1 protein-coding gene is annotated in these 241 nt (G+C 39.8%); it reads right to left on the bottom strand.

All coding sequences use genetic code 11. From position 1 onward, the window contains the following. Positions 1–241 (bottom strand): type ISP restriction/modification enzyme (locus tag BN338_RS10330; protein ID WP_039762292.1); only part of this gene is annotated, 241 nt, incomplete at both ends.

The raw sequence follows: 241 nt of genomic DNA on the forward strand, positions 1-241 counted from the left end.
TTACCTTTTTTAAAGGTCACAGGATAAGGCTCTACAGTTTCATAATTCACGTGCAAATGTCCTAGTTCACGCCCTGCTGTTACAAACTTCCAAAAATCATCAGCGCTTTTAACACACGGGATACGAGGCAATTCTTTAGAGAGGTTATCAGCGTAGCGAGCACGGTAATCTTCTGAATGAAGTAAACCGTAAACATAATAGAATAGATCATCTTTAGTGATAGTCTCACCAGGATAAGCTG

It is taken from the genome of Bartonella queenslandensis AUST/NH15 (assembly GCF_000312585.1).
Lineage (GTDB): Bacteria > Pseudomonadota > Alphaproteobacteria > Rhizobiales > Rhizobiaceae > Bartonella > Bartonella queenslandensis_A.